This window comes from Flavobacterium jumunjinense (genome assembly GCF_021650975.2).
Taxonomy (GTDB): domain Bacteria; phylum Bacteroidota; class Bacteroidia; order Flavobacteriales; family Flavobacteriaceae; genus Flavobacterium; species Flavobacterium jumunjinense.
The window spans coordinates 3,060,284-3,085,094 of record NZ_CP091285.1; the positions used below are offsets into that span (position 1 = coordinate 3,060,284).

Genomic DNA, 24,811 nt, shown 5'->3' on the forward strand with positions numbered 1-24,811 from the left:
TGATTCTGATTAATCTAAAATATCAATATCTGTTAATTTATCATCCATAATAGTATTGTTCTTCAATTGTATAGGCTTTCTGTTTTTCTTCATTTTTAAATTTAAAAATTCTACAAACAGAGAGAAGAAAATTGCAAAATAAAGATATCCTTTAGGAATACTATGCACTTCGTTACCATTAAATGAGAAATGTGCTAAGTGAGAACCTTCTGCTAAAAGCATCACACCAATAAGTATTAAGAAAGACAAACCTAAGATTTGAATAGTAGGATGTTCATTAACAAACTTACTAACAGGTCCAGCAAAAACAAGCATTACAATGATAGAAATAATAATTGCCATAATCATAATTTCAATTGCACCAGCAGGACCGAAACCAGCAGGTGGTTCTGCAGAACTAACTAAACCAATAGCGGTTAAAATACTATCAAAAGAGAACACAATATTTAAAAGTGCAATCTGTATAATCGCAGACGATAATTGATTACTCGCTTTTCCCGAAGTACTTTCTTCTTCACCTTCCAATTTATGGTGAATTTCAGAAACCGATTTGTATAGTAAAAACAAACCACCAGCAAAAATAATTAAACTCTGTCCAGAAATTCCACCTGTAAAAAAGCCTAAATCAAAATCATAGAACGATTCTTTTAAACTCATTACCCAAGTAATCCCAAAAAGAAGAATAATACGAAAAACCATTGCTAATAATAAACCAATACGTCTCGCTTTTGGTTGGTCTTCTTCTTTCAATTTTCCAGAAACGATAGACAAAAATACAATGTTATCAATTCCAAGGATAATTTCTAAAAAAGTAAGGGTTAAAAGTGCAATCCAAGCATCTGGATTTGTTAAAATTTCCATAGTGTTACTATAAGTTAATTAGTTTTTTATATTTTTAAAATACGGTAATTAAACGTAAGTTATTGCTTTTTTGTTACAAAACCACGTTGTTTTTTTGACTCACCAACATAAGAATATTCAAAAGTATAGCCTTCCTCGTTAGTTGTGAGTATTTTAATATGTACCGATTTTTTTTCAGCCATGTTCTTCGGACGAATGTTTTTGCCAATATATTCACAATCATTAATCCAACGAATAGCAAGGGTATCTGTTTGCCCTCTAAAAGTTTCAATTTGCAATGAATCGTTTCTTTCAAAATAAGAAGTCTCATTTTTACCCTCTATTTCTTGAGTAAATTCAAAAGAACCTGTTTTAAAATCCTTACAATTACGTTTTTGGTTATAGCATGAGGCTAAAACAAAAGGAAGAAGGAGAACTATTTTTTTACTCATATTTTTATTTTTTTAAGGAGCTATTCCAGCTATTCGCTCTATCTGTTTTTGCGAAGAACAAAACAATCTAAATAAGACCATATCGTTTCTCGCAAAAAAAGGATGCCGCTACTATCTGGGCTATTGTAATTTTTTTAATTCATCATCAGTAAAATGCTTTACACTTTTTTCTTTCGAAAATTTATCAGCATTATAATCATTCGATTTGTTTTTAGGAATAGACAAACTGTTCCAGTCACTTTGCTTCAGCATTTTTGCATAAAACACTATTTGTCCAATATGATAAGGGTAATGGGCTAGTTGTCTATTGATAGCGTCTAAAGCCGTTTGTCCTTCATTTCTAATGTAAATGATTTTAGACAAATCTTCAGGTTGTAGTGCATTTATAGCCTTAAAAAAGCAATCCCAACCTTCGTTCCAAAGCTGTAATAATTCTGTCTTAGAATTATCAGGATTGTCAAATTCAGCATCTCTTTTTCTCCATTCTTTTTCTCCGTCTGTAGTAAGAAAATCAGTCCAACGAGAAAGCATATTGCCATGCATGTGCTTTATGATAGTAGCTATCGAATTCGTATCTTCATTTACAGTAGTAAATAATTGATTTTCATCTAATTGATCCATCGCTTTTTCGGCAATAGTTTTGTAATAAAGCATTTGCTTTTTTACACTTGCTAAGTAAATGTTATTTATTTCCATCGAATAAACTTTTCATAATTGTATTTAAACCTTTAAAACCAAGAAAAATAGCAAAACCGCAAATAAGGATTCCTAAAATTAAAATGTATAAAAATAAAGGACTCTCTTCATTTTTAAAGGAACTATTAATAACAATTGGACCTATAAATAATAAAGGTAAACATGCAGATAAGTATTTAATGCCTTTGGCTAATATTTTCCGATTAGTTGCCATTTTTTTAATTGTTTTTTGGTGGAGGAGGTAGAGATTTTCTTTCACCTACGCCAAGATATATGTTAGATCGCTCTCTTTTTATTGCTTTGAATTCAGTTTTGCTAAGTTTGCACAATGATTTGCCAAATCTTTGTTGCCCAACTTCTTCATAATACAATTGGTACCCTTTTTTGATGTTTAAAAACACTTTTTCAATAGCTTTTTTTTGACTGGGTTTGTCCCAATAAAACATAAAATTTACGCTGTCAATTAAATCTTCATTTTTTAAACAATCATAAATATTTAAAGACAATGAGTCTAAAGCGATTGGCCTATCTTGAAAGAGCAATTGATTGTCTTTGGTCAATAAAATACGATAATAAAATCGATCATTAATATATACTTGACAACTTTCACATTCATTATGAAGTTTCACATTTATTGTCTCATTGTTTTCTAGTTGCAATTGAAACTCATTAATTTCACAACAAGTTTCTTTTTTTAACTTTATAGAAATTTCCTCCAATAACTCATTGCGAAACTGATTGTAATTAATTGAAATACTTGGTAACGAATCATGAATGCCTAACAGATAATTTTCAGTATCGCAATATTTAAATGTTTTGTTAGAAAATAAAAAATAACAACAAACAAAGAATACTGTAATGAAAGTAATTACTACTGTTACGCTATTGTTACTATATTTTATTTTCTTTCTCAATGTTAGAAAGTCATATTGAAACCAATACCATTCTGGTTGGTAATCACTTTCAGATCAAAATTATAACCCAATGTTGGACTATTTCCTTTAACACTATCATTATAAGTATCAATACTTTTGTTTAAAATTTTTGTACGTCCAGAAAGTATAGGAATAGAAACCGCAATTAATCCTGCACCCACATAAGTAAAACCAGAAGGATAATCAACATCAGAAACTAAGCCCTTAACAACATCACCAATGATCAATCCAGCACCAGCACCAAGAAGTAAACCTCCAATAGATTCTTTGCGTTTCGACTTTTTATAAAGTTGTAGTGCTTCTGGGTTTGCAGCTAAGGTTTCTGTAATTTTATGTTTATAAATGTGCTCACCATCAATATAAAACTTTTTGTCTCTTAACTCAATTTGTTGCGAAAAAACCAAACTTGTGATGGATAAACTTAATAGTAAAAGTATTTTTTTCATTGTTTCTGTTTTTTATTTATAGTTGTCAACAGCATTTCGAACGCTGCCATATTGTTTTAATAATTCTCCAGCTTGCTTATAATCTACAGGAATTTCGTCCATGATCATTTTTATACCTCTGTCCACTAATTTATCGTTACTCAGTTGCATATCGACCATTTTGTTTCCTTTCACTTTTCCTAATTGAATCATAGCTGTTGTAGAAATCATGTTAAGGATTAACTTTTGAGCCGTACCAGCTTTCATTCTGCTACTACCTGTAACAAATTCAGGCCCAACCACCACTTCAATAGGAAACTGAGCTGTTTTTGCTAACGGGCTACCTGCATTACATGTAATACAACCAGTACTAATTCCGTTTTCGTTGCATCTTTCTAAGCCACTAATAACATAAGGAGTTGTTCCAGAAGCCGCAATTCCAACAACTACATCATTTGGAGTTATGCTATGTGCTTTCAAATCTTCCCAAGCTTGCGTAGTGTCATCTTCAGCATTTTCAACGGCTCTACGAATGGCAGTATCACCACCTGCAATAATACCTAAAACCAAATCGAAAGACACACCAAAAGTAGGCGGACATTCGGATGCATCAACAATTCCTAATCGTCCAGAAGTTCCAGCTCCAATATAAAAAAGTCGTCCTCCTTTTTTCATTTTAGTAACAATTTCTGTAACTAAATGTTCAATTTGTGGTAATGTTTTTTCTACAGCAAGTGGTACAGTTTTGTCTTCATTATTAATATTTTTTAATAAATCTGCAACCGACATCTGTTCTAAATGCTCATATTTGGACGCTTGTTCTGTTGTTTTAGTAAAACTCATTTTTATGCTTTTCGAATCAGAGTAGCTAAGTTACAAAGATTTCGTTTAATTTATTTTTTTAATTTTTTTTTAATTTCCTTTACTAAAGTTTTTAAAGTTCTTTTTCCAGATTCTGTTTTTGATGTATATGAATAACCCCAAACCACTGTTTTACCTGTGTTTAAGCTAACAATATCATATTTGAAACTTTCATATGTTAAGCCAGTAATATCTTTAGAATATCTATAATCTAGAATAATTGAATAAACTGCGTCTATGTTTTTTATATTAAAAGCTTTTTCTATATCGCGATTAATTTCACTTTTACTATTAATTGTTCTGTTTTTCATCGCTTTAGAAGCATATTCAAACGGAACTATATGAAACCCTTCCTCTTCAAATAATTGTTTCAAATTTCGAATGGTACCAATTTTATCTTCATCATTTGCTATACAAAAAGTAGTGTTCTTGTCTAATATAATACTATAATCAATTGTTCTTGTAGCCATTCTAGAACAAGAACTTAGTAAAATACCAATTGTAAATATTTTTAGGAGTCTAATCATTGTTGTCATTTACATAAAATAAGCCAAAATAATTCCTAATACAATAACTGATAATTTCGCTAAATTGAATTTATGCCCTTCACTACTTTCGAAAATTATAGTAGATGAAATATGGAATAAAATACCAATAACAATTCCAGATATTTGTGTATAATAATCGGCTAAGAAATGAAGATTATCCGCTAAGAATGTTCCAAGAGGTGTCATGAAAGCAAAAATTATCATAAAGAAAAAAATGGCTTTTTTATTCAACTGTGCATTGATGAAAAAAGTAGTCAAAATAATTGCAATTGGAAAGTGATGAATAGCAATTCCGTAGGCAAGATGATTATGATTACTAATAGGCATCCCTTCTAATAATGCATGCAAACACAAACTAAAAAAGAGTAACCAAGGAATTTGTTCCATGGTTTGATGTCCATGAACGTGCCCATGTTCTGCACCTTTAGAAAAATATTCCAAAATGATTTGAAATACTATTCCAATCATAATAAATATTCCAATGGCATTATTATGGTTATGATGATGACCTTCCTGATGATGTAATCCTGCTTCATATACTTCGGGCAATAAATGCATCACAGTTAAAGACAATAAGAAAGCACCACTAAAGGCTAATAAAAGTTTTAAGTTTTTTTTGCTTTTCGGACGTAAATAGAGCGCAATAAAATAACCAATTAAAACTGAAATTAATGGAAAAATATAAATACTGTAATTCATTATTTAAATATCATGATTAATCTTTCCGACTGGCTTTTGAAGAATTTTTGCAATTTATAATTACCAAAAATATCTAATAAATAAATACCTGCTTCTTCCATCATTTTTTCAAAATCTGCCAAGCGAAGTGCCTGAACTTTTTCAGTGAAATGGAAATCTTCACCATCGGCATTAAATTTAATTTCTTTATAAATATGATTCTCCTTTACATATCTTTTAATATGAAAATCGATGTTCTCAACAGTTTTAATTTCTTCGGGAACAAGATTATCAATTACATAATCAACATTCATAAAATCGATACATGCAAAACCTGTTTCATTAAGACTACTATGAATTGCTTTCAAGGTTTTCAAGTTGTCGGCATCATCATCAAAGTAACCAAAACTTGTAAAAAGGTTAAAAATAGCATCATATTTATTTTCACAAACTTCACGCATATCATGTACTTTAAAACCTAAAGTCTCATTAGAAAATTCAGAAGCTTCCGCAATACTGTTTTCAGATAAATCTGCACCAGTAACATTATAGCCTAAAGAATTTAGATAGATAGAGTGTCTTCCTTTCCCACAAGCTAAGTCTAAAATTCTCGCTTCTTCAGGTAAATTTAAATAACCAGTTAAACTGTCCATGAAGTGTTGCGCTTCAGTATAATCTCTATCCTTGTATAAAATATGGTAATATGGAGTATCAAACCAAGATGCAAACCATTTATTTGATGTAGATTCTGTATTTTCTATCATTATTCTTTTTCTCACTAATTAATCTTGCAAATTTAGTGTATTTTTGCACTTTAATTCTAATTTTTGGAAAGATAGATTTCTAATTTTAGCGTTTTTTTAAGGAATATACAAAGTGAATTTGTAGTTGATATTAAAAGTAAGAGATGGAAAATTATAAAATGGTAGCCAAAACCTTATTTGGTTTTGAAGAGCTTTTAGCAAAAGAATTAACCCAATTAGGTGCTCAAAATGTAGAGCAGGGTACACGTGTTGTTAATTTTATAGGAGATAAAGGGTTTATGTACAAAGCAAACTTAGCATTAAGAACCGCTTTAAAAATATTAAAACCAATAAAAACCTTTAAAGCATTTAATGATAATAGTTTGTATGATGGTATTCAAAAAATAGACTGGTCTCAATATTTAAATGAATATAAAACGTTTGTTGTAGAAACTACGTTACACTCTGAGCACTTCAATCATAGTCAGTTTGTTGCTTTAAAAACAAAAGATGCCATTGTAGATCAATTTAGAGATAAAACTGGAAAACGACCAAATATCGATAAAGATTTTCCTGATTTACGTATTCATGTACATATTGATAGAGATTTAGTAACTGTTTCTTTAGACAGTTCAGGAGAATCATTACACCGTAGAGGGTATAAAACAGCGACTAACATTGCACCAATTAATGAAGTTTTAGCAGCAGGAATGTTGTTGCTTTCTGGTTGGGACGGAACTAGTCATTTTATAGATCCAATGTGTGGTAGTGGAACTATTTTAGCAGAAGCAGCAATGATTGCGTGTAATATACCTGCTAATATAAACCGAAAAGAGTTTGCTTTTGAAAAATGGCAAGATTGGGACAGTGAATTGTTTGATAAGGTTTTAGAATCGTTATTAAAGAAAACAAGAGAGTTTCATTATACTATTACAGGATATGATAAAGCACCTAGTGCTGTTTCAAAAGCAAAAGACAATATTCACAATGCGAATTTAGATGAATATATAACTATTCGTCAAGCGAATTTCTTCGAAAGCGAAAAAATGACAGACGGACCATTACACATGGTTTTCAATCCACCTTATGGGGAGCGTTTGGATATTGAAATGGAACGTTTTTATAGAGAAATTGGAGATACTATGAAACAAAAATATCCAAACACAAATGCATGGTTTATTACAGCAAATTTAGAAGCATTAAAATTTGTTGGATTGAGACCAAGTAGAAAAATTAAATTGTTTAATGGTAAACTAGAAGCACGTTTCGCTAAATATGAAATGTATGCTGGAAGTAAGCGAACAAAATTTCAAACAGAAGATAACGATTAAAACGAAAATATCATGAGTAAAAAGACGAAAGCATTTCTATATAATTTTTTAAGCTTTGTTGCCATCTATATTCCTGCGCTATTTATAGTAAAATTAATAGTTAATTCCGAAAGTGTTATAGTATCTATTTTTGCATTTGTAATTTCATTAGTACTTGGACCAAAATTTCAATATGTGAAAACAAGTGAAGATGAAAAGATATTCATGAAATGGATTTTTGTTAAAGGAATTAAAGAAGTGAAGTAATAGTTGAAAATAACTATAAAAAAAGTCTTAATGTAGTCGTTAAGACTTTTTTTATGCTAAATAATTACAGTTATGTCATAAAATCACTATAAATGATGATTTTTATTTCTGATTAGAAATCGAAATTTGTAGTGTTAAAAATAAAGATATGGTTTCAAAGAGAATAACGATTATAGTTTTTTGTTTAGTAATGGCAATAATGGTGTGTTTTAGTATTTTTTTATTATTGAGTTTCACAATTGACGATGGAAAGTTAAATAAGGTTTCTCAATCCGATTATTCTAAATACGGATCAATTTCGCTAACAATTGCAGGAGAAAACACAGATAATATTCAATTTGCTTATACATCATTATTTCAATTCACAACTATTGAGGAAAATGATTTAAAAAACCAGAACGTAATAAAAAAAGAAGGAAATGATTTAAGCTTTTATGCTTTACGTTTTTTAGGAATTCCAGGAGATAACAAGCAAGACTCTAATGTTTCATTCCGACTAAAGGTGATTGATGCAGATTTGGCAACAGAAAAGATACTATTAGAAAGAGTGAATATTAATGAGTTTGCTGTTGTTGATAAAGAAAAGAAATACTTTTTCCTGAATGAATCGTTCAATACGAATTCAGAAAAGGAAGGCGTCACAAATTTTGAAATTTCAAGTTATCATTATAATAAGAGTACACAAAATTTACAGTTCATTTTTTCATTCAATGTGGATGGAGAAAATAACGAAACAGGAAATACAATGTCTATAATAGGAAATGTAGACGTTATGTTATAATATGATTAAGGAAAGGCTGACCTAAGGATTTATTTTGTTTTCATAAAAATTATTGGTTGTTTGGGTTGGATTCTTAGTCGGCTTCCTTTTTCATATATTTTAGTACATACAAAAACCGCTTTAAAATATTTTTTAAAGCGGTTTTTTAGATATTAGATTCGTCTATTTTTTTATTTGACTCTTCTCTTTATTCTTTTTATAGATTGGAATAAAATAACTCAATGCATAATTAAAACCAGCTCCAAATTTTCCATCATAGGTTCTGTTAAAACCAGGAATATAAAGATTGTCGAATGTTTCTGGTTTCTTCTGAGAAACTAAATAATTCAAGCGCAAAGAAAAACCTAAAAATAAATTATTGAAAAGTTTTGCTTTAACACCACCAACAACTTCAATCCAACCTGCATTTAATCCATCAAATTTTTCATTAGGAAAAACAACATTTTCACCATAGAAATTTGTTGCATCATAAATTTTATACGAATTCAAATTCTGACTAAAAGAACTCAATCCGTAGCGAAGTCCAATGTGAACAATATTTTCCATGTCGAGCCAATTTTCATACGAATTATAGTCAAAACCTACTTTAAAATAAGTTCCCTTAGTCGTAAAATTCACTCTATCGTCATTAACAGTTTTTTCTTCGTTCCCTAATTCTCCTGCAATATAATATTTCTTAGTTAGTCGATAATCTCCAACAACTTCTAAACCTTGATAATTCTTGTCATAGAACGATTTCGTCAATCGATGTAGATCGATGCCAACACGCAAACCATAACGTTCAGGATATAAAGGCTTTTTTGTGCTTAAACTATCCTGAGAAAATCCTTGCCATGAAAACAAGAATAGTACAAGACTAAAAGTATATTTTAATATGTGTTTCATCTTCGTTTTCAATTTTTACGTTTTCTACCGTTACACTTTGAATCCAGTTTGTAGTACTAATAGTTGTAGGGTTTGTAATCTCAAAAGTAGTTTTATAACCACAAGCTCTAGAAATATAAGTATCTTTTTTTGTATAAGTAAAAGTCAATACATCTGTTGCTTCACCTGTACCACCATTATTAAGAATAAAATTAAATTTTGTTTCGAAAGCATCTGTTCGTAAAGGAACTGAAACAGTGCTTGTATTGAATAAATAGCGTGCGTCATCTGTAGCAGCTTCATTAGAAACTAGTTTGTTATCTGTTCCAAACTCTTTAATAACCAAATCTGTAACTGGTTTAAGTTCTGTAGGTGCTACATTGTTATAAAACTGAATTACAACACGTGGAGTAGTAGGTGTAGTTTCTGCACATAAATCGTCTTTTTCACAGTTCCAAAAAGAAACCGCAAAAAGAACCATTAAAGCAATGATGCTATATTTTTTCATTTTATACTATTTTTTTAAGTCAGTACTTGTTGAAGAAAAATTGTTACTTTCTTCTTCAACAAGTCTATCACTTTATCGTTTTTCCAAAAGTACAACATTTTCTACGTGATGCGTTTGCGGAAACATATCTACAGGACGCACACGTATTACTTTATACATTTCGTCTAGTAAGGCTAAGTCTCTCGCTTGTGTTGCCGAGTTACAACTTACATAAACTACTCTATTAGGTGCAATTTTTATAATTTGGGCCACAACGTCTTTATGCATACCATCTCTTGGAGGATCGGTAATAATTACGTCTGGATGACCGTGTGTTTTAATAAAATCATCATTAAAAACATTTTTCATGTCTCCAACAAAGAATTCACAATTTGTAATGTTATTGCGTACTGCGTTCTCTTTTGCATCAGCAATTGCTTCTGGAACAGCTTCTACACCAATTACTTTTTTAGCTTGTTTCGATACAAACTGAGCAATGGTTCCTGTTCCTGTATATAAATCGTATACTAATTCTTCCCCTGTTAATCCTGCAAACTCACGTGTAATTTTGTACAGTTCATACGCTTGTTCCGAATTGGTTTGGTAGAACGATTTGGCATTAATACTAAAATGCAAACCTTCCATTTCTTCCAAAATATATTCTCTTCCTTTAAAGAGTTTCACATCTTGGTCATAAATAGTATCGTTTGGTTTTCCATTAATAACATACAATAAAGAAGTAATTTCAGGGAAACGTTCTGCAAGGAAATTTAGTAATAATTCTCTTTGCTCTTTTTCTTCTTTAAAAAACTGAATCAATACCATGATTTCTCCAGTAGAAGCAGTACGAATCATTAAAGTTCGCAACAAACCTTCATGCGCTCGAGGATTAAAGAATTCTAATCCATTTTCGACAGCAAATTTCTTCACTTCATTACGAATAGCATTCGAAGGATCTTGTTGTAAATGACATTTCTCGATGTCTAGAATTTTGTCCCACATTCTAGGAATATGAAATCCTAAAGCGTTTTTATGTTCGAATTCTACACCACTTTTAATCTCTTCATCCGTCATCCAACGCGCATTGGAGAAACCAAATTCCATTTTATTACGGTAGAAGAATTGTTTTTCAGAACCCAAAATAGGTTCAAAATCGGGCATTTCTATTTTACCAATTCTTTTCAGATTGTTATAAACTTCTTGATTTTTATAAAATAATTGCTTGTCGTAGTGCATGTTTTGCCATTTGCAACCACCACAAGCTCCAAAATGATCGCACACCACTTCTACACGATCTGTAGAAAATTCATGAATAGTAGTAGCTTTTCCTTCGTAGTAGGCCTTTCTCTTCTTCATTGTTTGCACATCTACCACATCTCCGGGTACTACATTTGGAATGAAAATCACCTTACCATCAGGTGCTTTTGCTACCGATACGCCTTTTGCTCCAGCATCAAGGACTTTTACGTTTTCGAATACGATTCTTTCTGTTTTCTTTCTTCCCATAGCGCAAAAATAAAGTATTGATTAGATTTATAGATATAGTTTAAGAAAAAAATATCGTTTTTCTAAAGTTTTTTCTTCAAAGGCTTGCTTGTTTGCTATTAATCGTGTTTTGCTTATTCATAATCGAGTTCGGTTTAATGCAAATTGAGTTTTGCTTATTACTAATTAAATTTTACTTCAACCGAATCAAATTCGATTTAATAGTAATTCGATTTGGATTTAATTCAATCGAATTCTACTTATTATGAATTAAATTAGGTTTTAACCGAATCTAATTAGGTTTAATATAAATTAAGTTTTGTTTCAATCGAATCGATTTCGACTTATAATTAAGTAATAATCATAATTAAAACGGGCGACTTACACTGGGCAGGTTTCAAAAACTTGTCCCGTGTAAGTAAAATGAGAATTACCGTAGAAATTGAGTGGAGAGATTTTCGTTACCTATATTACATATCTAACGAGATTGTTTTTTCGTGGTTGTATTATAGTTACCAATATTGCATCCTTACGGGATTGTTTTTTCTTGCGGTTGTATTATTGTTACCAATATTGCATTCCTAACGGGATTGTTTTTTTTGTGGTTGTATTATTGTTACCAATATTGCATCCTTACAGGATTTATTATCTTATGTGTATATTATAGTTATCTATATTTCGTCCCTAACGGATTTTTATCGTTCCTATATGAATTAGCTATAATATTGTTAAGTAAACCTATTATCGTATGTTTAGCTTATTGTAATCCCTTTAGGGATATTATATCGGTAGCTTTTTTAATCCATTAATTAAACAATCCCTTTAGGGATGAGATAGGGGTGATGATATTTTCTAATAAAATTCAATTCTTGTTGAAATAGTACAAGTAATTAGATTATTTTAGTATCATAAAAACAATAACAAATGGCAAACACCTATACACAAATTCATTTACAGTTTGTTTTTGCTGTAAAATAAAGACAAGCCTGTATTTTGCCCTCTTTTAAAAATGAATTGTATCAATACATAACTGGAATTATTCAAAACCAAGAGCATAAAGTATTGGCAATAAACGGGACGGAAGATCATATTCATATTTTTATAGGTATGCGACCATCGCAGTCTATTTCTGATTTATTACAAGACATAAAAGCAAGCTCTTCTAAATGGATAAACGATAAGAAATTTTTAAAGATAAAATTTGAATGGCAAAGTGGTTATGGGGCATTCTCTTACTCTAAATCTCACGTAGATAAGGTAATTAACTATATTAAAAATCAGGAGGAACATCATAAAAAAGAAACATTTAAAGAAGAATATCTGAAGTTTTTAAAAGTGTTTGAAATTGAATATAATGAAAGTTACATTTTTAAAGATTTAATTTAGGATATCTTTTTTTTAGAAATTATAAAAGCAAAACCCGATAGTCCATTATGGTATCTATCGGGTTTTTGGATAAAAAGAGAGATAAAACGATTAGAAAACGACTTTGCTTGACACAATAATTCCGTTTTGTGTTATTGTTTTAATTAGTAATAATTGATTATTCTTTTGAATTGAAGTAATACTTACTGATGTTTGATTTAAATCTTCTTCTCTAGCTAAAAGCTTTCCTGTAATATCATAGATCTCTATGCTTTTAATATTTTCTAAATAAGAAACAGCGATAGTATTGTTGTTTGTTGTAACCTTTAATTGTGGCGTTGCAACAAATTCATCTTTATAAAGTGCATTGTTACACGAATAGGTATAATTGATAATTAATTTTGCAGATTTATCTGTACCACCTTCAAAAGAATCGGCTACCCTTTTGGAAGAAGTATTGGTTAAACTAACTCCAGTTCCTTTAATTCTAAAGGCCATAGCATTTCCGTTTTGCCAAGTTGATTTATTGATAATACTTTGAACTAAATTAACTAAAGATGGTGTTTGCTGACTTGTACTACTCTGATTGGTTGATGACCATGCGTTTGGTGACCAATTTACGAGATTAGTGTTGTAATTTCTAGAACTTACTCCATAAGATAGTGCTTCAATATATTCAGCCGCATCGTCGGTATTTTCAATTGCAATTTGTAATTGACAGGAAGCTGTGTTTGTTTCGTCGGATGTGAATTGAATATAAGCATTATTAATGGTTGCTCCATGAGGTATTTTAATGTTCCCAAAGCGTAAACCAATGGTTTGATATTGCAAATTGTTATAACTATCATAAACCATTTCTAGGTCAGAACTATCGGTATATAACCGTCCATCTTGTGCTTCTTCTACATCGTCATCTCCAGTTAAAATTGTAAAGGTTTCTGTTTTTGTAAATTGTTCTACGAAAATATAACGTTCTGTTGAAGCAGTTCGTCCGTTAACGTCTGTTGCAACAACGTTTATTGTTTGAATACCAGATGAGAAACTATAATTAAAAGCGAAAGGAGCAGCAGTATCGGTACTTACAAAAGTGCCATTAATGTATAATTTTGCATTTTCGATTCCTCCTCCATTTTCTAGGATATTTACAGCAATATTGATGTTACTTCCATTGTCATAACATTGTCCGTTAGTAATATTAGCTAATTGAATTTGTGGTGCTGGTTCTGATGTATTTTTAAAAATTTCTACTACAGCTCCATTACTAGGTGTCCAAACATCTAAATTGGTTGGTAGAATAAATGGATTTGTATTTGAAACAGATCCAACACTATCAGCATTGTCTACTTTAATTGTTCTTGCTTCAATCTTATTTTGATCGATAAAGATTAATTTAAATTGATTGAATGAACCAGAATTTCTTGTCCAAGATTTGTCATCATTGTTAGAGCGTAAAGGTGCTCCCCAACAACCTTCACCTAAATATACGGTTCCGTTTGTGTCGTCTCTAATAAAACCTTCATCGCTTCCTGGTTGTGTAGAGGGTTTTAATGGCCAAGTTGATTTTACGGTATGTGAATCGCAGTCTATAACCATTCTTACTTGATTGTTGTAGAAAGTTTCTGCCCAAGCGTTATAAACGTGTGTTCCTTCAGATTTTGATGCATTGTGTGGGCGCATAGGTTTGTGGTATTGAGCTCCTTTCCAAATTACATTAGTATTGGCTTGTAAATCAGTATTTAACCATGTATTTTGGTTTCCTGTTACTGAAATTTCTGAATTTAAAGAATACATTCTAACTAGATTTGCTCCAAATGTTACAGCATAATAAGAATCAGAATTGGGTGTGTCGAATAAATTATAAATAGTTGAAGCTCCTTCATGGTTCCCTCTAACGGGAATAATAGGAAACATTCTTCCATCGGAAGCTGTTGTCAATTGCCAATCGTCAAACCATTCTTGCCATTGTGAATCATTATCACTCGATGTCATATCTCCTCCAAAGAAAACCGCATGTGGTTTTAATTTTGCTACTAATTTGTTTGCTTTTTGTCTAGGAGCTCTATTGTTTCTAGAATCTCCACCTGCAATAAATGAAAGACGACTCAAATCATTCGGAGCAGTTTTAAACCAAAAGCGTTGGCTTGTGCCTTGGCTATCTTTAATAACAAAGTAATAGGTAGTATTTGCTGTTAAACCATTAACTCTGGCGAAGTTGTTGTTCATCCCTCTATAAGAAACGCTTCTACTTACCGTTTTGCTATTTGGGTAAGAATTCCAATTCGTTCCATAATCGGTTGTTCCATAATAGACAGTTGGACTACTTCCTGAAATTTGATTCCATGCAATTGTAATTGTTGTACTTGGATCATCCAAAAGAATGATTCTATACTTGTCGTTGTTACTAAATACTGATAGGTAAGTGAGTAACAAAAGAAAGAATAGTGTTTTTTTCATTTTGTTTATTTTTTTTGTTTTCGGTGTAAATTTATCAGTATTCTTTGTTAGTTGTTTATCGTTTTTTAAGAATTAACAATTTAGGAATATTCATTGTAATTTTTTAACATATAAGGGGTAATGAGTTAACATTTAGGAAATTATAAAAATTGTATTATTGCATTTCAAAATAAAGTTATATGAAGTCTAAAAGTATTTTTTTACTTAAGATATCGGTGTTTACTATTTTTATAGGAAGAGCCTATCAACATATTTTTTGGGATGTTCCATATAGAGCAATCCTTTGGTATGAGAGCATAATGAGCCCGCTCTTGTGTATTTTTGATATACAATGGAGTGCTTTTGTAAATGACACTGCAGTTGATACTAAAATTCAAGTGGTAATTAAGGGAATAGGTGTTTTGTATTTAATTGCTGCTATTTTGGTATTACAGCTAGACGAAGTATCAAAAAAAGGAAGTAAAAGATTTATAAAGTGTATTATTTTTTGGCAATTTGTTGTTGTTTTTCTTTTTACCAAAGAGTCTTTTTTTCAAATTGGTCAATATTTTGAGCATTCGTTACAATTGGGTTTGCCTTTATTATTGTTATATGCTTATTCTAGTTCTTATGTTAAAGAAAAGGCAATATTGATTTTAAAAATTTTAATTGCTATTACATTTTTATCTCATGGATTATATGCATTTGGATTTTATCCTGTTCCTGGTAATTTTATAGACATGACAATTTCAATTTTTGGAGTTTCTGAAGAAGTAGCGCGTACTTTTTTATGGATTGCAGGTGCAATAGATGTATTAATCTTGCCTTTATTGTTTGTCGATAAAGTAATGAAAATAGTTGTTATGTATGCTATTTTCTGGGGACTTCTTACAGCATTGGCTCGAATTGTTGCTAATTTTTCGATGGATTTTCCTTTGCAAACTTTACACCAATATGGTTTTGAAACTATTGTCCGTTTGTGTCATGGTTTAGGACCTTTACTACTTTTTTTTATGCTTAATGAAGAAGAGAAGGTGTTGAAATAATATTTATACTTGATTTAAAATTGTATTTTTGGAATCTATTTTAAATAAAGAAAAAGGAATGAAAACTCATTTAGCACTTTTAAGAGGTATAAACGTTTCAGGACATAATATGATGAAAATGGATGCTTTGAAAAAAGCATTAGAAAATATCGGATTTAAAAATGTTCGTACATATATTCAAACGGGAAATGTATTTGTTGATACAGAAGAAGAAAATGCTGCTTCTGTTGGATTCCAAATTAAGCAAGAGATTTTTAAAACATTCGGACATGAAGTTCCTGTAATTGTATTAAAAAAAGAAGATTTAGAAGCTTGTTTTACAAATAATTTATTTTTGAAATCGGAAGGATGCGATACTAAGAAATTATATGTTGCATTTATATCTAAAGAGTTAGCTTCAACAGCAATAAATGATTTGAAAATGAGTCAAGTAAAGCCCGATGATGCACAAATAGACAGTAATAGAATATTTATTAAATATGCAGTAGGAGCAGGGAAGACTAAGTTCGATCAAAAATATATTGAAAAGAAATTAAGTGTTACAGCAACCATTCGAAATTGGAATACTATTACAAAATTATTAGAAATGTATGCTGAATAAAAGCAATAAAAAAAGGAGTATTTTTTTTAAAAAAAACTCCTTTTTTTATACTTAATTATATTATTCAATAATAAAAGAATTGGCATTAATTACTCCAACACTTCCGCTTGTATTTTGTAACCAGTTGAATTGCATAAAATCGCTTCCTGAATTTTCATAGTACCAAAATTCGAATTTATGTTTTCCTTTAGCTAAGAAAAAAGAAGCACCGTCAAAAGTAGTCGTTCCTTGATCTACCCATCTATTTAAAACAGGAATATTGTCTACAATTACTCTAGCTCCATCATCTGAAATAGATTGAACCTGATACATTCCAGATCTTTCAACTTCAAGCGTACCAGTAAATAAAATAAAGAAATTATCTCCAGATTGAATCGTGTTTTGTGCAGCGTCATTCAATGCACCTGTCCAAATTCCAGATGTAACAAGTGTATTGTTTATCGTTGTTCTTTCGGTGGTGGGTGTTGCTCCACTTCCTGAAAAAACATAGTATTGCAAGCCTTGTGTTTTTTCTTCTTTTTTTGCAATTCCTTGCCATTTTGTTCCGTCCCAGTAGTAATATCCAGCTTCAATTCCGTTGGTTCCTTTGTGATAAACCATTGTGCTTTCTTCTAAATGACCACTTTGAGGGTTAGTAATAGGTAATTCAATAAGTAACGAAGTTAGATCAACTCTTGGGATTAATATTCCGCTATTTGTAGAAGTTATGTCTAATTGAGCTTGAGGAGTTGTTGTTTTAATTCCAACTTGGGCATAGAAATTCATTCCTATAAGTAGGAAAGAGGTTAATAGTAGGTTTCTCATTATTTTGGCAGTAAAATTTTAAGTGTGCAAAATTAAAAAATTAAGCTAGAAAACCTTAAGAATATTTAATTAAAAGGATAATTATTGTTATTTTTGAAGACTTGAGGATGATTTCTCTCCTAATTAAAGAAGGAATTGAAGATTTAATAATCTAATAAATTTATCATGTCAGTTTTAGAAAAAATGAGCTCGGCAGAAGCTATTGCGCTAGAAGACAAATTCGGTGCACACAATTATCATCCACTACCAGTTGTATTAAGTAAAGGGGAAGGTGTCTTTGTTTGGGATGTTGAAGGGAAAAAATATTATGATTTTCTTTCTGCATATTCAGCAGTAAATCAAGGTCATTGTCATCCAAAAATTATTGGTGCAATGGTGGAGCAAGCAAAAACATTAACATTAACATCTAGAGCATTTTACAATGACAAACTAGGTGCTTATGAAAAATACATAACTGAGTTTTTCGGTTTTGATAAAGTACTACCAATGAATACAGGTGCAGAAGCAGTAGAGACGGCTTTGAAAATTTGTAGAAAATGGGCGTATGAAAAAAAAGGAATCAGTGAAAATGAAGCACAAATAATTGTTTGTGAGAATAATTTTCATGGAAGAACAACTACCATTATTTCTTTTTCGAATGACGAAAATGCACGTAAGAATTTCGGACCTTACACAGCTGGTTTTATAAAAATACCTTATGACGATATTGAAGCTTTAGAAAAAGTAATTACATCGTCTAAAAACATTGCTGGTTTCCTTGTTGAACCAATTCAAGGAGAAGCTGGAGTTTATGTTCCAACTGATGGATATTTAACAAAAGCAAAAGCACTTTGTGAAGCAAATAACGTATTGTTTATTGCAGATGAAGTTCAAACAGGTGTAGCAAGAACAGGACAGTTATTGGCTGTAAATCATGAAAATGTAAAACCTGATGTTTTAATATTAGGGAAAGCGTTATCTGGTGGAGTATATCCAGTTTCTGCAGTTTTAGCGAGTGATGCAGTTATGGGAGTAATTAAACCAGGTCAGCATGGTTCAACATTTGGAGGTAATCCAATTGCTGCTGCCGTTGCGGTTGCTGCTTTAGAAGTTGTTAAAGAAGAGAAATTAGCAGAAAATGCTGAAACTTTAGGACAATTATTCCGTTTAGAATTGGATAAATATATTCAAAGTAGTAAAATTTGTTCTTTAGTTAGAGGAAAAGGATTGCTAAACGCTATTGTGATTAATGATGATGAAGAAAGTGAAACAGCTTGGAATATCTGTATGGCTTTGCGTGATAACGGATTGTTAGCAAAACCAACTCACGGAAATATTATTCGTTTTGCACCACCATTAGTAATTAATGAAGAACAATTATTAGATTGCGTTCGTATTATTACTGAAACATTGAAAACATTTGAAAAATAATGTTTTTTATATATAAATTAGAAAAGTCCAATCGTTAGGTTGGACTTTTTTATTTGGATAGTATTTTATCAATTTTTTGCTGTAAAATCGGAATTACGTGCTCTTCAAACCATTCATTTTTTTGTAACCAAAAACGATTTCTAGGTGATGGATGTGGTAAAGGAAAGTATTTAGGTAAGTAGGCTTTAAAATTACTTACAGTTTCTGTTAAAGTGATTTTATTTTCTTCTTTTAAATAATGTTTTTGTGCATATTGTCCAATGAGAAGGATTAGTTCTAAATTGGGCATTTTTGAGAGTAATTTATCATGCCAAAGTTCGGCACATTCTTTTCTAGGTGGTAAATCACCTGTTTTTCCTTTTCCAGGATAGCAAAACCCCATAGGGACAATAGCTATTTTTGTAGTATCATAAAATGTAATATCAGAGATATTTAACCATTTTCGTAATTGATTACCACTAGGGTCATTCCAAGGAATATTGGTTTTGTGCACTTTTGTTCCTGGTGCTTGTCCAATAATAAGGATTTTTGCAGTTTTGCTTGCGCGTACTATTGGATTTGGTCCAAGAGGAAGAAAGTCTTTGCAAACTGTACAGTTTGATATTTCGTTTAATAACTTTTTCATATAAAAAAAAATCCGCTATTGCGGATTAATTGTAGATAAATTATTGTATTTTTTTGAAACCAAAGACCAGTTTATTAGTTCAAATACGGCTTCAATATATGCTTTTTTATTGTTTTTATGCTTTAAGTAATATGAATGCTCCCATAAATCCAAACACAATATTGGTGTTCCTTTTATTGTTGCATCATACATTAATGGATTGTTTTCATTGTTCGAAGTTGTAATTTCTAATTGCCCATTTTTTGTAACAACTAACCAAACCCAACCAGAACCATTATGTTTATTAGCTTCGTTAATAAATTTATTCTTAAATATTGCAAATGAAACAAAGTCTTCGTTGATCGCTTTTGCTAAATTTTCTGTAGGTTTCTTAGCTCCTTTTGGAGTCAGAATTTCAAAATAAAGAGAATGATTAAAATAGCCTCCTGCATTGTTTTTTAAATCTACTTCTTTATCACCCACTTTCAATAAAATTTCTTGAATTGTTTTATCTTTCCACTCTGTATTTGTTTCAACAAAACTATTTAAAGAATTAGTGTAATTTAAATAAAACTTTGAATAATGGATTTCCATTGTTTCTCCATCTATCGCAGACTCTAATGCATCGTATGGATAATTAATTTTAAATAATCTAAAATGACCACCAATTGTTTTAACATTATTTGGATTGCCAAAAGTGGTAGATGTTTTTATTTCTGGTTCAGGAAGTTGGACTTCGACTAAATTACTCTCGTTTTTACACGAAAATAATGAGAAAATAAAAAATAGAATTAAGTAGCTTTTTTTCATAGACCTCTTTCTTTCATAAGTTGATTAATGATGTCTATATATTGTTTTTTAGCTTCATCAATTGATAAGTTTTTAACTTGCATCCAAGCATTTAGCTTAAAAGCATTTCTTAAATCCTGAGGGTTTTGAAAATAGAGATTTGTGTTTCCGCTAGTAGCTTGCTTGTATAATCCATATAGGACAAGTTGTGTGTCTTGTGGAACAGTGTCTTGAGGAACAATATTAGCATTCTCAAAAGCTTCTTCAAATAATATGTCTATATCCTTTTTACTCATTTATTTCTTAGAAATGATTGTTTTTGCACCAATTGCTTTTTCTCCTAATTTCACATTTACTTCAGTTCCTAATGGTAAATAAATGTCTACTCTTGAACCAAACTTAATAAAACCAGCATCTTTACCCTGAACTACGCGCATTCCTTCTTCTGCATAGTTAACAATTCTTCTTGCTAATGCTCCAGCAATTTGACGATACATAATTTCTCCGTAAATTCTATTGTTTATAACAATAGTTGTACGTTCATTCTCTTCACTAGCTTTTGGATGCCATGCAACTAAGTATTTTCCAGGATGGTATTTACTATATTTAACAACTCCATTAACTGGATAGCGTGTAACGTGTACATTTATTGGAGACATAAAGATTGAAACCATTAATCTTTTTTCTTTAAAATATTCTGGCTCATAAACCTCCTCAATAACAACTACTTTTCCATCAACAGGAGCAAGAATATGATTGTCGCTATTGTCTGCAACTCTTTTTGGGTTTCTGAAAAATTGTAATACTAAAAATAGCAACGCAATTGCTAAAATGATTATAGCGCTCTTTATCCAATTGGTAGAAATAAAAGCATCGCTAATGAAAATTAAACCTACAACAATTATAAGCGTAATAAAAATGATTTTTGCACCTTCTTTATGAAACATAATATAAAATTAAATAAAACAAATTAATGAATGGAACTACAAATATAATACTGTCTAATCGATCTAGAATTCCACCATGACCAGGCATAATGCTTCCAGTATCTTTTATTCCAGCAACTCTTTTTAACTTTGACTCTATTAGATCTCCAAGAGTACTAAAAATACTAATTATTATTGCAATAATTGCCCAAATGTATAAATTTTTTGTGCCAATATAATACTTTGATAATAATGCACTAAAAATAACAGTAAAAATTATACCGCCAATAAAACCCTCTATTGTTTTTTTGGGAGAAACCCTTGGGAATAATTTATGCTTTCCGAAGTTTTTCCCCACTAAATAAGCGAAAGTATCGTTTGTCCAAATTAGCACCAATATGGTAATTAAAATTTTTTCATTGTATTTATTTCCTTTTCCAATGCAAATATGGTTTGTTAGAAGGAAAGGAATAATAATATAACCTATCAGGATAATATATCTTGTGTAGATTTTGAAATCTGTTTTTTTATTATCGAAAAGATAAAATAATAGTTTTAGAGAAATTAGTATAGAAAAAACAGAAAGGATTGTCCAAGTAGAAGTACTAATTAAGGTTTTATCCCAAAGGAAATAATATAGTACGGCAGAAATAGGTAATGAAATATAGTAGTTTAATGATGCTAATTTGCAAAATTCATACACACCAATAAGTAAAAAAGTACCGAAAAGAATTGCAAAGCTCTCTTTTGAGTATAAAATGCTTGCTAATAATAAAAATATATAAACAGCACCAGATAATGCTCTTTTTAAAGTTTCGTTCATCTTAGAGATCTTCAAATAAAAGCAAATATAGGTTTTTATGACAACTTCCATACTGTAAAAAGTCTTCTTCTTTTGCTTTTTCGAAGTATTTTATGGTAGTAATATTGGATGGATATTCTTTGTCATATTTATTTTTAATCATTCTTAAACCGTCTCCTTTGTTACCAACTAACTGACTTGTTGTTGCAAGCACAATCATATTTGTTGGTAAATCGTTTGGTTTTAAATGTCTAAACTGTTTTGAAGAAAAAAGTATCGAACCTTCATCTGCAATTAAGTTTTCGCAAGTAGAAAAATAAAAAACCGGTTTTTTTGGGTCATTCTTATAATCTAATTTGTTTTCATCAAGAAGATGGAATAATTGAGATTCATGACATAATGCCTGACATTCAAACCAATCATTTTCTTCTAAAATATTTAGAAAATTCTCAGAAACTTCATTTAGGTTTTCACAATAGATAAATTTACCACCATTTTTCTTGAATGAATGCGTAAACATTTCATCTATTGGTAGATTAATATCTGGAGCATACGGACTATCCATATCCTTGTTTTCCTTAGAGGAGTTTCCTATGTTTCCAAAAATTTTTTTGAAAAAATTCATTTAAATTTTGTAGGTATCATTGTTATTAGCGCGACTTCAAAGATAAAAAAAAACTTAGTTCTTTATAGTAAAGAACTAAGTTTTTTATCATTAGTAGTAGAAGTTTTATTCTGACGCTCCTTCTGAACTAGTTTCAATTAGTTTTTCATGAGGTCTATTCCCAAAGATAGTTTCTAAATCATCTTTAAAAATCACTTCTTTTTCTATAAGTATATCAGCAAGTTGAATTAATTTATCCTTGTTGTCTTCTAATAAATCAATCGCTCTTTTGTACTGTCCTTCTATTAATTTAGAAATTTCAGAATCAATAACTCTTGCGGTGTCTTCAGAATACGGTTTTGAAAAATTATATTCACTTTGTCCTGAAGAATCATAATAAGTAATGTTTCCTATTTTATCATTCAATCCATAAATAGTAACCATAGCTCTTGCTTGTTTCGTTACTTTTTCTAAATCACTTAAGGCACCAGTTGAAATTCTATCAAAAATCACTTTTTCTGCAGCTCTACCACCCATTGTAGCACACATTTCGTCAAGCATTTGCTCTGGATGAACAATTAAACGTTCTTCTGGTAAATACCAAGCAGCTCCTAAGCTTTGTCCTCTAGGAACAATGGTTACTTTAACTAGTGGTGCAGCATGTTCAAGCATCCAACTTACAGTTGCATGACCTGCTTCATGTATTGCAATTGCTCTTTTTTCTTCTGGAGTAACAATTTTATTTTTCTTCTCTAAACCACCAACAATTCTGTCTACAGCATCTAAGAAATCTTGTTTGTTAACCGCTTTTTTGTTTTTTCTAGCAGCAATTAAAGCTGCTTCATTACAAACATTAGCAATATCTGCTCCAGAGAAACCAGGAGTTTGTTTTGCTAAGAATTCTGTATCTAATTCTTCTTCTTTTTTAATTGGCTTAAGATGTACTTCGAAAATTTCTTTACGTTCTCTAACATCTGGAAGATCAACATAAATTTGTCTGTCAAAACGTCCTGCTCTCATTAACGCTTTATCTAAAACATCAGCTCTATTGGTTGCAGCTAAGACTATTACGTTAGTGTTTGTTCCGAAACCGTCCATCTCTGTTAGTAATTGATTAAGAGTGTTTTCTCTTTCGTCATTTCCACCAGACATGTTGCTTTTTCCACGTGCTCTACCTACAGCATCAATCTCATCAATAAAAATAATTGCTGGAGATTTTTCTTTAGCTTGTTTAAATAAATCTCTTACTCTTGAAGCTCCTACACCTACAAACATTTCAACAAAATCTGAACCAGATAATGAGAAAAAAGGAACTTTTGCTTCTCCAGCTACAGCTTTTGCTAATAAGGTTTTACCAGTTCCTGGAGGTCCAACTAATAAGGCTCCTTTTGGAATTTTACCACCAATAGAAGTATATTTTTCTGGATTTTTTAAGAACTCTACAATTTCTTCGATTTCTTCTTTTGCTCCTTCAAGTCCTGCTACGTTTTCAAAAGTGATTTTTACATCATTCTTTTCATCAAATAATTTAGCTTTAGATTTTCCAATGTTAAAAATTTGACCACCACCGCCAGAACCACCAGACATTCTTTTCATCATGAAAAACCATAATGCAACAATGACAATGATAGGAAGTAAAATAGAAAATAATTCGCCCCAGTTGCTTTCTGGTTCTTTTGCATAATCCTCTATAAGTTTCTTCTCTCTCGCTTCTTCTAGTGTTTTTTGAAACAATTCTAAGTTACCAATTTCAAAATAATAATGGGGTCCTTTTTCATTAAGTTTCCCAAGCATATTGTCTTTGGCTTTATTGTGTTCTTTGTTACCTAAAGCTTCCTTTTTAAGGAATATTTGTGCTTTAGTATTAGAAAAAAGAACTTTATCTACCTGATTTGAATCTAAAAATTCATGAAATTTAGATAAGGTGGTTGGTTTTGGGTTGCTTAAATCAATTCCATTGCCAAAAACATTTATTAATAACAATACTCCAACAATAAGCCCATATATTAACCAAGGGCTTATTTTGAATTTTGGATTTTTATTTTCAGACATAAT

At 30.7% G+C, this 24,811-nt stretch carries 28 protein-coding genes and 1 pseudogene; 7 read left to right on the top strand and 22 right to left on the bottom strand.

What is annotated here, in order from left to right; translation table 11 throughout:
* Window positions 1-9 precede the first annotated feature (9 nt).
* From L2Z92_RS13745 to L2Z92_RS13790, 10 genes are all read right to left on the bottom strand, one after another.
* Window positions 10-861, bottom strand: coding sequence for a TerC family protein (locus tag L2Z92_RS13745; RefSeq protein WP_236454489.1), 852 nt, complete (start codon window positions 859-861; stop codon window positions 10-12).
* 59 nt (window positions 862-920) lie between these two features.
* Window positions 921-1,292, bottom strand: coding sequence for a DNA topoisomerase IV (locus L2Z92_RS13750; protein ID WP_236454491.1), 372 nt, complete (start codon window positions 1,290-1,292; stop codon window positions 921-923).
* Window positions 1,293-1,412: 120 nt separating this feature from the next.
* Window positions 1,413-1,988 carry a DUF1572 family protein gene (locus L2Z92_RS13755; RefSeq protein ID WP_236454495.1) on the bottom strand — a complete coding sequence of 192 codons (576 nt, stop codon included), beginning with the start codon at window positions 1,986-1,988 and terminating at the stop codon, window positions 1,413-1,415.
* The gene (locus L2Z92_RS13760) at window positions 1,975-2,202 is read right to left on the bottom strand and encodes a DUF6095 family protein (protein WP_236454498.1); all 228 of its coding nucleotides are present in this window, start codon (window positions 2,200-2,202) and stop codon (window positions 1,975-1,977) included. Before L2Z92_RS13760 ends, L2Z92_RS13755 begins: the two co-directional genes overlap by 14 nt.
* A 4-nt stretch (window positions 2,203-2,206) precedes the next feature.
* Window positions 2,207-2,902 (bottom strand): hypothetical protein, encoded by a 696-nt coding sequence (locus L2Z92_RS13765; RefSeq protein WP_236454500.1) that lies wholly within the window; start codon window positions 2,900-2,902, stop codon window positions 2,207-2,209.
* A gap of 2 nt (window positions 2,903-2,904) precedes the next feature.
* Window positions 2,905-3,369 carry a hypothetical protein gene (locus L2Z92_RS13770; RefSeq protein WP_236454503.1) on the bottom strand — a complete coding sequence of 155 codons (465 nt, stop codon included), beginning with the start codon at window positions 3,367-3,369 and terminating at the stop codon, window positions 2,905-2,907.
* 12 nt (window positions 3,370-3,381) lie between these two features.
* A complete protein-coding gene (gene murQ / locus L2Z92_RS13775) occupies window positions 3,382-4,191 on the bottom strand; it encodes an N-acetylmuramic acid 6-phosphate etherase (RefSeq protein ID WP_236454507.1) in 810 nt (269 codons plus the stop codon).
* A gap of 50 nt (window positions 4,192-4,241) precedes the next feature.
* Window positions 4,242-4,736 (bottom strand): hypothetical protein, encoded by a 495-nt coding sequence (locus L2Z92_RS13780; protein WP_236454510.1) that lies wholly within the window; start codon window positions 4,734-4,736, stop codon window positions 4,242-4,244.
* Window positions 4,737-4,745: 9 nt separating this feature from the next.
* On the bottom strand, window positions 4,746-5,456 hold the full coding sequence (locus L2Z92_RS13785; protein ID WP_236454513.1) for a ZIP family metal transporter: 711 nt from the start codon (window positions 5,454-5,456) through the stop codon (window positions 4,746-4,748).
* Window positions 5,456-6,199 (bottom strand): SAM-dependent methyltransferase, encoded by a 744-nt coding sequence (locus L2Z92_RS13790; RefSeq protein ID WP_236454516.1) that lies wholly within the window; start codon window positions 6,197-6,199, stop codon window positions 5,456-5,458. Before L2Z92_RS13790 ends, L2Z92_RS13785 begins: the two co-directional genes overlap by 1 nt.
* A 143-nt stretch (window positions 6,200-6,342) precedes the next feature.
* Between L2Z92_RS13790 and L2Z92_RS13795 the strand changes: the two genes are divergently transcribed.
* From L2Z92_RS13795 to L2Z92_RS13805, 3 genes are all read left to right on the top strand, one after another.
* Window positions 6,343-7,509 (top strand): THUMP domain-containing class I SAM-dependent RNA methyltransferase, encoded by a 1,167-nt coding sequence (locus tag L2Z92_RS13795; RefSeq protein ID WP_236454519.1) that lies wholly within the window; start codon window positions 6,343-6,345, stop codon window positions 7,507-7,509.
* A 12-nt stretch (window positions 7,510-7,521) separates the two neighbouring features.
* Window positions 7,522-7,755: a hypothetical protein gene (locus L2Z92_RS13800; protein WP_236454522.1), complete on the top strand. Its 234-nt coding sequence runs from the start codon at window positions 7,522-7,524 to the stop codon at window positions 7,753-7,755.
* 148 nt (window positions 7,756-7,903) lie between these two features.
* The gene (locus tag L2Z92_RS13805; RefSeq protein WP_236454525.1) at window positions 7,904-8,536 is read left to right on the top strand and encodes a hypothetical protein; all 633 of its coding nucleotides are present in this window, start codon (window positions 7,904-7,906) and stop codon (window positions 8,534-8,536) included.
* Window positions 8,537-8,698: 162 nt separating this feature from the next.
* Here the strand turns inward: L2Z92_RS13805 and L2Z92_RS13810 are convergent, their stop codons facing one another.
* The 3 genes from L2Z92_RS13810 to rlmD all read right to left on the bottom strand — a co-directional run bounded on the left by L2Z92_RS13810 (window position 8,699) and on the right by rlmD (window position 11,393).
* Complete coding sequence (locus L2Z92_RS13810) at window positions 8,699-9,421, bottom strand: DUF6048 family protein (protein WP_236454527.1); 723 nt, start codon at window positions 9,419-9,421, stop codon at window positions 8,699-8,701.
* Window positions 9,393-9,908, bottom strand: coding sequence for a DUF6452 family protein (locus L2Z92_RS13815; protein ID WP_236454530.1), 516 nt, complete (start codon window positions 9,906-9,908; stop codon window positions 9,393-9,395). Before L2Z92_RS13815 ends, L2Z92_RS13810 begins: the two co-directional genes overlap by 29 nt.
* Before the next feature lie 72 nt (window positions 9,909-9,980).
* Entirely contained in the window at window positions 9,981-11,393 is a 1,413-nt protein-coding gene (gene rlmD / locus L2Z92_RS13820) for a 23S rRNA (uracil(1939)-C(5))-methyltransferase RlmD (RefSeq protein ID WP_236454534.1), read from the bottom strand.
* 903 nt (window positions 11,394-12,296) lie between these two features.
* Between rlmD and tnpA the strand changes: the two are divergent.
* Window positions 12,297-12,758 (top strand): annotated as a pseudogene (gene tnpA, locus L2Z92_RS13825) (IS200/IS605 family transposase).
* A gap of 90 nt (window positions 12,759-12,848) precedes the next feature.
* Here the strand turns inward: tnpA and L2Z92_RS13830 are convergent.
* On the bottom strand, window positions 12,849-15,191 hold the full coding sequence (locus tag L2Z92_RS13830) for a T9SS sorting signal type C domain-containing protein (protein ID WP_236454537.1): 2,343 nt from the start codon (window positions 15,189-15,191) through the stop codon (window positions 12,849-12,851).
* 179 nt (window positions 15,192-15,370) lie between these two features.
* On the opposite strand from L2Z92_RS13830, the gene L2Z92_RS13835 reads away from it, so the two are divergent.
* Together L2Z92_RS13835 and L2Z92_RS13840 are read left to right on the top strand one after the other, a co-directional pair.
* Window positions 15,371-16,216, top strand: coding sequence for a hypothetical protein (locus L2Z92_RS13835; protein ID WP_236454539.1), 846 nt, complete (start codon window positions 15,371-15,373; stop codon window positions 16,214-16,216).
* A gap of 58 nt (window positions 16,217-16,274) precedes the next feature.
* The gene (locus L2Z92_RS13840; RefSeq protein ID WP_236458865.1) at window positions 16,275-16,817 is read left to right on the top strand and encodes a DUF1697 domain-containing protein; all 543 of its coding nucleotides are present in this window, start codon (window positions 16,275-16,277) and stop codon (window positions 16,815-16,817) included.
* Window positions 16,818-16,877: 60 nt separating this feature from the next.
* Here the strand turns inward: L2Z92_RS13840 and L2Z92_RS13845 are convergent, their stop codons facing one another.
* Window positions 16,878-17,621, bottom strand: coding sequence for a PA14 domain-containing protein (locus L2Z92_RS13845; protein WP_236454542.1), 744 nt, complete (start codon window positions 17,619-17,621; stop codon window positions 16,878-16,880).
* 165 nt (window positions 17,622-17,786) lie between these two features.
* On the opposite strand from L2Z92_RS13845, the gene rocD reads away from it, so the two are divergent.
* Window positions 17,787-19,031: an ornithine--oxo-acid transaminase gene (gene rocD, locus L2Z92_RS13850; protein ID WP_236454544.1), complete on the top strand. Its 1,245-nt coding sequence runs from the start codon at window positions 17,787-17,789 to the stop codon at window positions 19,029-19,031.
* A gap of 49 nt (window positions 19,032-19,080) precedes the next feature.
* On the opposite strand, the gene L2Z92_RS13855 is transcribed toward rocD, so the two are convergent.
* From L2Z92_RS13855 to ftsH, 7 genes are all read right to left on the bottom strand, one after another.
* Window positions 19,081-19,656, bottom strand: a complete 576-nt coding sequence (locus L2Z92_RS13855; protein WP_236454547.1) for a uracil-DNA glycosylase family protein — start codon at window positions 19,654-19,656, stop codon at window positions 19,081-19,083.
* A 15-nt stretch (window positions 19,657-19,671) separates the two neighbouring features.
* The gene (locus L2Z92_RS13860) at window positions 19,672-20,445 is read right to left on the bottom strand and encodes a superoxide dismutase (RefSeq protein ID WP_236454549.1); all 774 of its coding nucleotides are present in this window, start codon (window positions 20,443-20,445) and stop codon (window positions 19,672-19,674) included.
* Complete coding sequence (locus L2Z92_RS13865; RefSeq protein WP_236454552.1) at window positions 20,442-20,720, bottom strand: acyl-CoA-binding protein; 279 nt, start codon at window positions 20,718-20,720, stop codon at window positions 20,442-20,444. Before L2Z92_RS13865 ends, L2Z92_RS13860 begins: the two co-directional genes overlap by 4 nt.
* Window positions 20,721-21,371 carry a phosphatidylserine decarboxylase family protein gene (locus L2Z92_RS13870; protein WP_236454555.1) on the bottom strand — a complete coding sequence of 217 codons (651 nt, stop codon included), beginning with the start codon at window positions 21,369-21,371 and terminating at the stop codon, window positions 20,721-20,723. It abuts the gene before it with no gap.
* Window positions 21,361-22,173: a phosphatidate cytidylyltransferase gene (locus tag L2Z92_RS13875; RefSeq protein WP_236454558.1), complete on the bottom strand. Its 813-nt coding sequence runs from the start codon at window positions 22,171-22,173 to the stop codon at window positions 21,361-21,363. The genes L2Z92_RS13870 and L2Z92_RS13875 overlap by 11 nt, the downstream gene beginning before the upstream one ends.
* Before the next feature lies 1 nt (window position 22,174).
* Window positions 22,175-22,777, bottom strand: a complete 603-nt coding sequence (locus tag L2Z92_RS13880) for a lactate utilization protein (protein WP_236454562.1) — start codon at window positions 22,775-22,777, stop codon at window positions 22,175-22,177.
* Window positions 22,778-22,882: 105 nt separating this feature from the next.
* Window positions 22,883-24,808: an ATP-dependent zinc metalloprotease FtsH gene (gene ftsH, locus L2Z92_RS13885; RefSeq protein ID WP_236454565.1), complete on the bottom strand. Its 1,926-nt coding sequence runs from the start codon at window positions 24,806-24,808 to the stop codon at window positions 22,883-22,885.
* Between the last annotated feature and the right edge of the window lie 3 nt (window positions 24,809-24,811).

What these genes read in the sequence shown, in the direction of transcription:
- L2Z92_RS13860 (WP_236454549.1), bottom strand. Translation starts at nt 20,445, where the DNA reads ATGAAAAAAAGCTACTTAATTCTATTTTTTATTTTCTCATTATTTTCG.
- L2Z92_RS13780 (WP_236454510.1), bottom strand. Translation starts at nt 4,736, where the DNA reads ATGATTAGACTCCTAAAAATATTTACAATTGGTATTTTACTAAGTTCT.
- L2Z92_RS13855 (WP_236454547.1), bottom strand. Translation starts at nt 19,656, where the DNA reads ATGAAAAAGTTATTAAACGAAATATCAAACTGTACAGTTTGCAAAGAC.
- L2Z92_RS13815 (WP_236454530.1), bottom strand. Translation starts at nt 9,908, where the DNA reads ATGAAAAAATATAGCATCATTGCTTTAATGGTTCTTTTTGCGGTTTCT.
- L2Z92_RS13880 (WP_236454562.1), bottom strand. Translation starts at nt 22,777, where the DNA reads ATGAATTTTTTCAAAAAAATTTTTGGAAACATAGGAAACTCCTCTAAG.
- L2Z92_RS13745 (WP_236454489.1), bottom strand. Translation starts at nt 861, where the DNA reads ATGGAAATTTTAACAAATCCAGATGCTTGGATTGCACTTTTAACCCTT.
- L2Z92_RS13790 (WP_236454516.1), bottom strand. Translation starts at nt 6,199, where the DNA reads ATGATAGAAAATACAGAATCTACATCAAATAAATGGTTTGCATCTTGG.
- L2Z92_RS13875 (WP_236454558.1), bottom strand. Translation starts at nt 22,173, where the DNA reads ATGAACGAAACTTTAAAAAGAGCATTATCTGGTGCTGTTTATATATTT.
- rlmD (WP_236454534.1), bottom strand. Translation starts at nt 11,393, where the DNA reads ATGGGAAGAAAGAAAACAGAAAGAATCGTATTCGAAAACGTAAAAGTC.
- L2Z92_RS13835 (WP_236454539.1), top strand. Translation starts at nt 15,371, where the DNA reads ATGAAGTCTAAAAGTATTTTTTTACTTAAGATATCGGTGTTTACTATT.
- murQ (WP_236454507.1), bottom strand. Translation starts at nt 4,191, where the DNA reads ATGAGTTTTACTAAAACAACAGAACAAGCGTCCAAATATGAGCATTTA.
- L2Z92_RS13770 (WP_236454503.1), bottom strand. Translation starts at nt 3,369, where the DNA reads ATGAAAAAAATACTTTTACTATTAAGTTTATCCATCACAAGTTTGGTT.
- L2Z92_RS13845 (WP_236454542.1), bottom strand. Translation starts at nt 17,621, where the DNA reads ATGAGAAACCTACTATTAACCTCTTTCCTACTTATAGGAATGAATTTC.
- L2Z92_RS13865 (WP_236454552.1), bottom strand. Translation starts at nt 20,720, where the DNA reads ATGAGTAAAAAGGATATAGACATATTATTTGAAGAAGCTTTTGAGAAT.
- L2Z92_RS13750 (WP_236454491.1), bottom strand. Translation starts at nt 1,292, where the DNA reads ATGAGTAAAAAAATAGTTCTCCTTCTTCCTTTTGTTTTAGCCTCATGC.
- ftsH (WP_236454565.1), bottom strand. Translation starts at nt 24,808, where the DNA reads ATGTCTGAAAATAAAAATCCAAAATTCAAAATAAGCCCTTGGTTAATA.
- L2Z92_RS13795 (WP_236454519.1), top strand. Translation starts at nt 6,343, where the DNA reads ATGGAAAATTATAAAATGGTAGCCAAAACCTTATTTGGTTTTGAAGAG.
- L2Z92_RS13840 (WP_236458865.1), top strand. Translation starts at nt 16,275, where the DNA reads ATGAAAACTCATTTAGCACTTTTAAGAGGTATAAACGTTTCAGGACAT.
- L2Z92_RS13800 (WP_236454522.1), top strand. Translation starts at nt 7,522, where the DNA reads ATGAGTAAAAAGACGAAAGCATTTCTATATAATTTTTTAAGCTTTGTT.
- L2Z92_RS13830 (WP_236454537.1), bottom strand. Translation starts at nt 15,191, where the DNA reads ATGAAAAAAACACTATTCTTTCTTTTGTTACTCACTTACCTATCAGTA.
- L2Z92_RS13755 (WP_236454495.1), bottom strand. Translation starts at nt 1,988, where the DNA reads ATGGAAATAAATAACATTTACTTAGCAAGTGTAAAAAAGCAAATGCTT.
- L2Z92_RS13785 (WP_236454513.1), bottom strand. Translation starts at nt 5,456, where the DNA reads ATGAATTACAGTATTTATATTTTTCCATTAATTTCAGTTTTAATTGGT.
- L2Z92_RS13810 (WP_236454527.1), bottom strand. Translation starts at nt 9,421, where the DNA reads ATGAAACACATATTAAAATATACTTTTAGTCTTGTACTATTCTTGTTT.
- L2Z92_RS13760 (WP_236454498.1), bottom strand. Translation starts at nt 2,202, where the DNA reads ATGGCAACTAATCGGAAAATATTAGCCAAAGGCATTAAATACTTATCT.
- L2Z92_RS13805 (WP_236454525.1), top strand. Translation starts at nt 7,904, where the DNA reads ATGGTTTCAAAGAGAATAACGATTATAGTTTTTTGTTTAGTAATGGCA.
- L2Z92_RS13870 (WP_236454555.1), bottom strand. Translation starts at nt 21,371, where the DNA reads ATGTTTCATAAAGAAGGTGCAAAAATCATTTTTATTACGCTTATAATT.
- rocD (WP_236454544.1), top strand. Translation starts at nt 17,787, where the DNA reads ATGTCAGTTTTAGAAAAAATGAGCTCGGCAGAAGCTATTGCGCTAGAA.